Annotated in this window: 5 protein-coding genes; 2 read left to right on the top strand and 3 right to left on the bottom strand. The window is 62.5% G+C overall.

Annotation, left to right across the window (positions count from 1 at the left end; all coding sequences use genetic code 11):
- Window positions 1-12: 12 nt before the first annotated feature.
- Both HCI85_RS19275 and HCI85_RS19270 read right to left on the bottom strand, forming a co-directional pair.
- Entirely contained in the window at window positions 13-729 is a 717-nt protein-coding gene (locus HCI85_RS19275) for a response regulator transcription factor (protein ID WP_167147241.1), read from the bottom strand.
- 60 nt (window positions 730-789) lie between these two features.
- Window positions 790-3,468 (bottom strand): ATP-binding protein, encoded by a 2,679-nt coding sequence (locus HCI85_RS19270; RefSeq protein WP_167147238.1) that lies wholly within the window; start codon window positions 3,466-3,468, stop codon window positions 790-792.
- 183 nt (window positions 3,469-3,651) lie between these two features.
- Here HCI85_RS19270 and HCI85_RS19265 point away from each other — a divergent pair, with 183 nt between their 5' ends.
- Window positions 3,652-4,422: a sulfite exporter TauE/SafE family protein gene (locus HCI85_RS19265; RefSeq protein WP_167147235.1), complete on the top strand. Its 771-nt coding sequence runs from the start codon at window positions 3,652-3,654 to the stop codon at window positions 4,420-4,422.
- A gap of 3 nt (window positions 4,423-4,425) precedes the next feature.
- Here HCI85_RS19265 and HCI85_RS19260 read toward each other — a convergent pair whose 3' ends face one another.
- On the bottom strand, window positions 4,426-5,418 hold the full coding sequence (locus tag HCI85_RS19260; protein ID WP_167147232.1) for an AraC family transcriptional regulator: 993 nt from the start codon (window positions 5,416-5,418) through the stop codon (window positions 4,426-4,428).
- A gap of 172 nt (window positions 5,419-5,590) precedes the next feature.
- Here HCI85_RS19260 and HCI85_RS19255 point away from each other — a divergent pair, with 172 nt between their 5' ends.
- Window positions 5,591-6,445, top strand: a complete 855-nt coding sequence (locus tag HCI85_RS19255) for a MaoC family dehydratase (RefSeq protein ID WP_167147229.1) — start codon at window positions 5,591-5,593, stop codon at window positions 6,443-6,445.
- Window positions 6,446-6,509: the final 64 nt, after the last annotated feature.

The following is a 6,509-nucleotide window of genomic DNA, read 5'->3' as shown; positions in this document are numbered from 1 at the left end:
CCAGCAAACGACTTACTGACTGATTTCAGCCTCATTGGCCAGGCGGTAACCCTTGCCGTAGACGGTCATGATCAACTGGGGGCGGTTGGGCGAGACTTCCAGCTTGCGCCGCAAGCGCACGATCAGGGCATCCACCGTGCGCACGTCCACGTCTTCAGCATCTTCCTGGCCCCGGCGCAGAAATGTCAGCAGCTCATGACGATTGACCGCATGCCCCCGGCGCTCAATCAACCCGATCAAAACAGCAAACTCGCCCGGCGTCAGGCTGACATCCACGCCGTCCTGATTGACGATATGACGCCGCAACAAGTCGATACGAAAACGCCCCAGGCTCAGGCTGTAGTCAGACTCCCGTTCCCCCCCCCCGCATCGGCGCAGCAGGCTGCGCACCTGGGCCAGCAGAATGCCCAGGTTAAGCGGCTTGGTCAGGTAACAATCGGCTCCGGCCTCCAGCCCCACGACACGGTCGTAATCCTCGTCACGCACCGTCACCAGAATCACACCCAGGTTAGGCTGGTTGCGCCTTAACTGAGCCGTCACAGTCAGCCCGTCCAAATCCGGCAGGCCAATGTCGAGCAGCACCAGCGCAGGTTTAAGGCGCTCCACCATGAGCAGGCATTGCCGGCCGGAGTCGGTGGAATAGACTTCAAACCCCGCGTTCTGCAGATACAGCACCATCATCTCGCGAATCTCTGGCGCATCTTCGACCACTACAAGCCTGTCAATCATTGACCGTGCACTCCCCAAGACTGGCGCGGATTCTGACGCAAAGATCAAACAGTGCGCCAGCTATTCACGATGACCGCCAGACGGCTGCTGTTCTTGCAGGACACGCGCACGCAACAGTTGCAGGTGCCGTTCAATCGCGTGCAGCAGGCCTTCGATCTGATCGGTTTCATGCGTGGCATCAGCAATCCGGGCGAGATTATCCAGGCCGAAGTTCAGGGTGCTGCCGCGCAAACGGTGGCAGAGCACGCGCAGTTGATCGCGCGCCTGCGGGCCTTGTGGCAACTGGGCCAAGGCGTCGTAGGTTTGCTGCAGGGAGTCCACCAGCGTGGGCAGCAAACGATCGAACAGCGCCGGCCCCAACCAACCGCGCAACACCTCCAGTCGCGCTTCGGAGATATCGTCGCACTCGCCGCTGGGCGATGCCGGCAGGGCGTCCCAATCCTCCAGCACGCGGAGCAGGTCATCGCGGCGCAGGGGTTTGGCCAATACGGCACTCAGCCCGGCATGACGCCACTGCGCGGGATCAAGATCGCTGGCATTGGCGGTCAATGCCACCAGTTTTGGAGCGTTTTGCGGATCTTGCTGGCGAATCAGCCGACTGGCGGTCAAACCGTCGATATCGGGCAGGCGCATGTCCATCAAGACCAGGTCGAAGGTGTTTGCGGCACAGGCCTGCACGGCATCCCGACCGGTGCTGACGGTGTGCACAAGACAGCCCCAGCGTTCCAGCAACTCGGCGGTGACCAACCGGTTGATCTCGACATCCTCCACCAGCAACACGCGCAAGCCCTGCAGCAGCGCGGAATCCTCCAGGACCAGCCCGGGCGCTTGCGCATCCGGGAACGGTAAGGCGACATCGATACAGGTTCCACGCCCAGGTGCGCTGTCCAGCGCAATCACAGCGTCCATCAGATCGACCAGCCGGGCGGTGATGTACAGCCCCAGACCAATACCGGGCTCAGCCCGCTGCGCATCCCTGACAAAGGCATCAAAGATATGCGGCTGCAATTCGGTGCGAATACCGGCGCCAGTGTCCTTGACCCTTAGCGCCAGTCCCGCACCCCGTCGCGTGAGAGTAATTTCAACATAGCCTTCTTCGGTGAATTTAAGAGCGTTGCCCAGCAGGTTGTACAAGACCTGCCGCAGCGGTTGCGGATTACCCAGCACATACGCCGGCAGCTGAGGATCACAGCGCGTGAGCAGACTCAAGCCACGTGCTTCGGCTTGTGGCCGGAAGATCGCAGCGCAGTCCTCGATCAATTGCACCGGGGAAAACACTTCGCGCGGCGGCGGCTCCAGCTTTTCAGCGCGCGACAGCAGCATCAATCCGTCCAGCACATCGGTCAGGCTCTGCGCGGCCACCTGCACCGTATCCAGCCGGCGTTGTTGCTCGGATTGCAGACCATCGCGGGCCAGCAGTTGCAAGTGGCCTTGAATGGCCACCAAAGGGGTCCGCAGCTCATGGCTGAGCATGGCCTGCCGTTCCAGTGACTGACGGGCCTCGTGTAGGGCCTGATCGCGCGCCACGGCCAGCGCCTGGGTGCGTTCATCCACACGCGCTTCAAGTGAGGCGTTCAAGCGCTGCAGGTCTTCGCGCAGTTCATCACTGCGACGCAGCGCAGCCGTCACCCGGCTGCCGACCACTAGCCCATGGGAGAGCAAGAAGAGCAAAACGCCCACAGGAATCAGGTTCAGCGTTGGCACGTTCAACGAGTACATCATCAGGTCGTTAACAATGGTCACATCCAGCGCCACCATGCCCAACAAAACCACCGCCGCTCCGGCGCGTTTGCGATAAGTCGCCAGGCACAGGCACCCGAGAAAATACAGCTCGCAAAGCAGCAACCAGAGGGCGCACGGATCACGCAGCAGGGTGAAAAATGACGCTGGCATAAACAACGTAAGCGCGGCCCCCAGTACTCCGACGCCGATCATCACGCGCAGCACACGTAAGGACAGCTCGCTCGGGAACAGCCGCAACAGCAATACCCCGTAAGCAGGCGCGAACAAATGCCCCGAGAGGTATTCAATGCGATAGATCCACAAGGCAGGCAGCTCGAGGTAGTAGTCCAGCAACTCGCCACTGGAAGCTGCACGCATACCAGCCAGCACCAAAATGGCAGCAAACGGCACACCACCCAGAGAACGGGCCGCGCTGCGATCCAGCAACACCATGAACAACGCCATCATCAACGTGGCGCCGACACTCACCAGGTACAAGGCTTGTTGACGGCTGACATCCAAGCGCACGTTATCCAGCGTGCCTGCACGCACGACCATGTCGATACCGCCTTCATGGTGAAAGTGGTTGGACAACTCCACGCGCAGCGCCACGCGGACGTGCCCCATCGGCAAAGGCACGATGGCAGATTGCAAGCGGGCCACCTCATGTTCGGCATTACCGGGGCGACCGCGTTCCAACACCAGCACATCATCGACCCAGACCCGCGCCGCTGATTTGAGATCGTCGAAATACAGCGCTAAGGGTCGCGAATGCTCAGGCAGCAGCACGACCGTACGCAGTTCGATATGACCAAAACCCACCTGTCCCCAGGGCTTGGCTGTGCCCTCCGACCAGGTGAACGGCAGTTGGATCAGGCCTGCTGCACGCTGTGGTTCAAGCCATTGCAATTGCCACTGTCCCGCCAGCACCTGATAGGGCTGCTGGGCGGGCTCCCAATGGCGCAGGTCATTAACGGCCGCGGCCTGACCGTGGGCGGTAAAAAACAGCAGAGCCAAGGCTAAAAATGCATAGAATCCCAGCCTGTACCGCGCTCGTCCGTTCGCCATCGTCGCCTGCCCTGTGCCAAAAAGCCGATTATAGGAACGCCAATACAGTGCCAGGCAATAACGGCGGGCATTAAACAAGACAACCACAGCAGGCGTTGACCCCGTCACCTGCCGTTAACCCGATGAAGCCTTATGCCACTCAACGAAATGCTGCTGTTGCTGCTCGCCGGCTTCGCCGCCGGCGGGATGAATGCCCTGGCCGGTGGTGGCACCTTTTTCTCCTTTCCGGCGCTGCTGGCGGCCGGGTTGCCGCCGGTGACGGCCAATGCCACCAATGCCGTGGCGCTGTGGCCGGCCAGTTTGGCGGGGGCGTGGGCGGCGCGGGCTTCGTTGCGGCCTTTGGGGCGTTATCTGCTGCCTTTAATGGCGGCTGGATTGGCGGGTGGTTTGCTGGGTGGGCTGTTGCTGCTGCTCGGCGGCGACGCGGTGTTTGCCACGCTGATTCCCTGGCTGTTGCTGGCCGCCACCGCGCTGTTTGCCGCCAGCCCCTGGCTGAGTCGCTGGCTGGCCGCGCGCCGTGCCGAGGCCGCGCAACCGCCGCACAGCCCGCTGTCGCTGGGCGCGCACATTGGCGTGTCGATCTATGGCGGTTACTTCGGCGCGGGCATGGGCATTTTGCAGTTGGCGGCGTTTTCCATCGAAGGCCATCCGCTGGCCCGTGCCAATGCGTTAAAGAACCTGATCTCAGCGGTGATCTACAGCGTGGCCACGGCAACCTTTGTCATCGCCGGGCGGGTCAGTTGGTATGAACTGGTGATTCTGCTGGTGGGGGCCACGGTGGGCGGCTATGTCGGCGGCGCGCTGGGCCAGCGCTTGCCAGCCAAGTTCCTACGCATGCTGGTGATTGGGGTGGGCAGCGGCATGACGCTCTATTACTTCTGGGCGACCTATTTCGCCCAGTAGCCATTATGGTTTGCCGCGTTTGCGAAACTCCACAGGCGTTTCACCGACCCAGCGTTTGAAGGCACGGTAGAAGGTGCTCGGCTCGGAGAAACCGGTGCGCTCGACGATCACTTCGATGCGCTCGTCGGTGTTGAGCAGCAGGTCTTTGGCCAACCGGCAGCGGTAATCGGTGACCAGATCGTTGAAGCGCACCCCGGCCATGGCCAGGCGCTCGCGCAGGCGACGGGCCGGCATGTTCAAGCGCGCGGCGACCTGCTCCAGGGTCGCGCCGCTGTCGACCAGCAACTCGCCGATCAACTCACGCACCTTGCGCACCAGGTCCAGCCGTTCAACTTCGGCCAGTTGCCGACGGGCCAGGGACTCGTGCATGCGCAGCAGTTCCGGCGCGGCATGCCGTGAGGTTTTCTCCAGCACCGAGGCATTGAACACCAACGCATAGCGCTCGCTGCCCAGTTGCGCCGGGCAACCGTAGACTTGCTCATAGCGTTCGGCCGGCGCGCCGTCGGCATGCATAAACTGCACTTCGTAGGGGATGAATTCGCCTTCGGTCAAGGCATCGAACAAACGGATCACCGCACCAGCGAGCATTTCCGGGAAGTGCCGGGGCGTGCCCGGAATCAGCCCGAGCACCAGCACCGCACGCTCGCCTTGCACCTCCAGCTTGGCATTCAAGGTGTCAGACAGCAGGCGCACATAGCGCAGGGCATGGCGCAAACCTTCGCCGAAGGTTTCGCTGGAGAGGAACAGGTATTCCAGCAGCAGGCCATGAAAGGCTGGCAGGTGCTGGGCCAGATAGAGGCCCACATGCTCTTCGCCGCATTCATCGATTGCGGCTTTCCAGAACAGTGCTTGAGCCGCGTGGGGGAAGCGCCCAGCAGGCAAACCACCCGGCGGCAGGCCCACCCGCGCCAGCACCCGATCCGGATCGGTACCGCTGGCACGCAGGGCGTCTATCACGGGGCGCATCAGCGCCACGTCGTCAGTCAGGTCACGCATATTGAAGAGTTCTTATTGTGTGCGAGGCGCGGCCATCTTAGGCAGCTTTAGGCCATGCGCTCAAGGCGTGAATGCAGGCAATTGACTGCCCCGCCACATAACCAGGCAGCACGGCCAATGCAGATACAGGCGCGCCATCTAAGCTGCTGCCACCGTTCTGAGGAGTGACCCCATGGCCATCGACTGGCTCGACCTGCCCGCCCCGCCCGCGCTACCTGGTCTTTTTCTGCGCGCCGCCCTGCGCCGCCGTGTGACCGGCCGCAGCCTGCCCGAGCTGGGCGTGCGCTGCCAGGTCACGGTAGACCCCAAGCACCTGGCGCGCTATCGGCAGATCTGCGGCTTTAGTGATGAGCATCGGCTGCCCGCACCCTACCCGCATATTCTGGCGTTTGCCCTGCAAATGCAGTTGCTCACCGATACGCGCTTTCCCTTTCCGCTGCTCGGCCTGGTGCATCTGGAAAACCATATTCGCGTGCTGCGCCCCCTCGGCGGCCTCGGGCCCTTTTCCGTCAGCGTGCAGGTGCAAGACCTGCAGCACCATGACAAGGGCGTGACCTTCAGCCTGATCACCCAGCTGCACGACCAGCTCGGCCTGCTCTGGGAAGGTGATAGCCGTATCCTCTGCCGCGCCCTGCGCCTGGACGGCAAACCGGCCGAACGCGAAACCGAAACGGTACTTGCGCAAACCACACTGGCCCACTGGCGCGCCCCTGCCGATATCGGCCGTCGCTATGCGCGCATCGCCGGCGACTACAACCCGATCCATCTGTTTGCCGCCACCGCCAAGTTGTTCGGTTTTCCCCGCGCCATTGCCCATGGCCTGTGGAACAAAGGCCGCGCCCTGGCCGAACTGGGCGCACGCCTACCGGATGCCGGTTACAGCGTGAGCGTGCGCTTCCAGAAACCGGTGCTGTTGCCGGCCGAGGTGCGTCTGCTGGCCAGCGAGCCCGGCAGCCATGGCCAGTTCAGCCTCATCGGCCAGAATGATCTGAGCCATATGAGCGGCAGTTGGCAGCCGCTGGACTAGGCGCACCGCAAGGCTTGGCGTTTTTGCGGGGGGACGATTATCGTGTCGACTCCTGCGCCCACGC

The sequence above is a fragment of the Pseudomonas sp. OTU750018 genome (assembly GCF_011636575.1).
In the GTDB taxonomy this organism is placed as follows: Bacteria; Pseudomonadota; Gammaproteobacteria; order Pseudomonadales; family Pseudomonadaceae; genus Aquipseudomonas; species Aquipseudomonas peli.
Note: the sequence above shows the minus strand (reverse complement) of the source record. Positions and strands in the feature narration are given on the sequence as shown.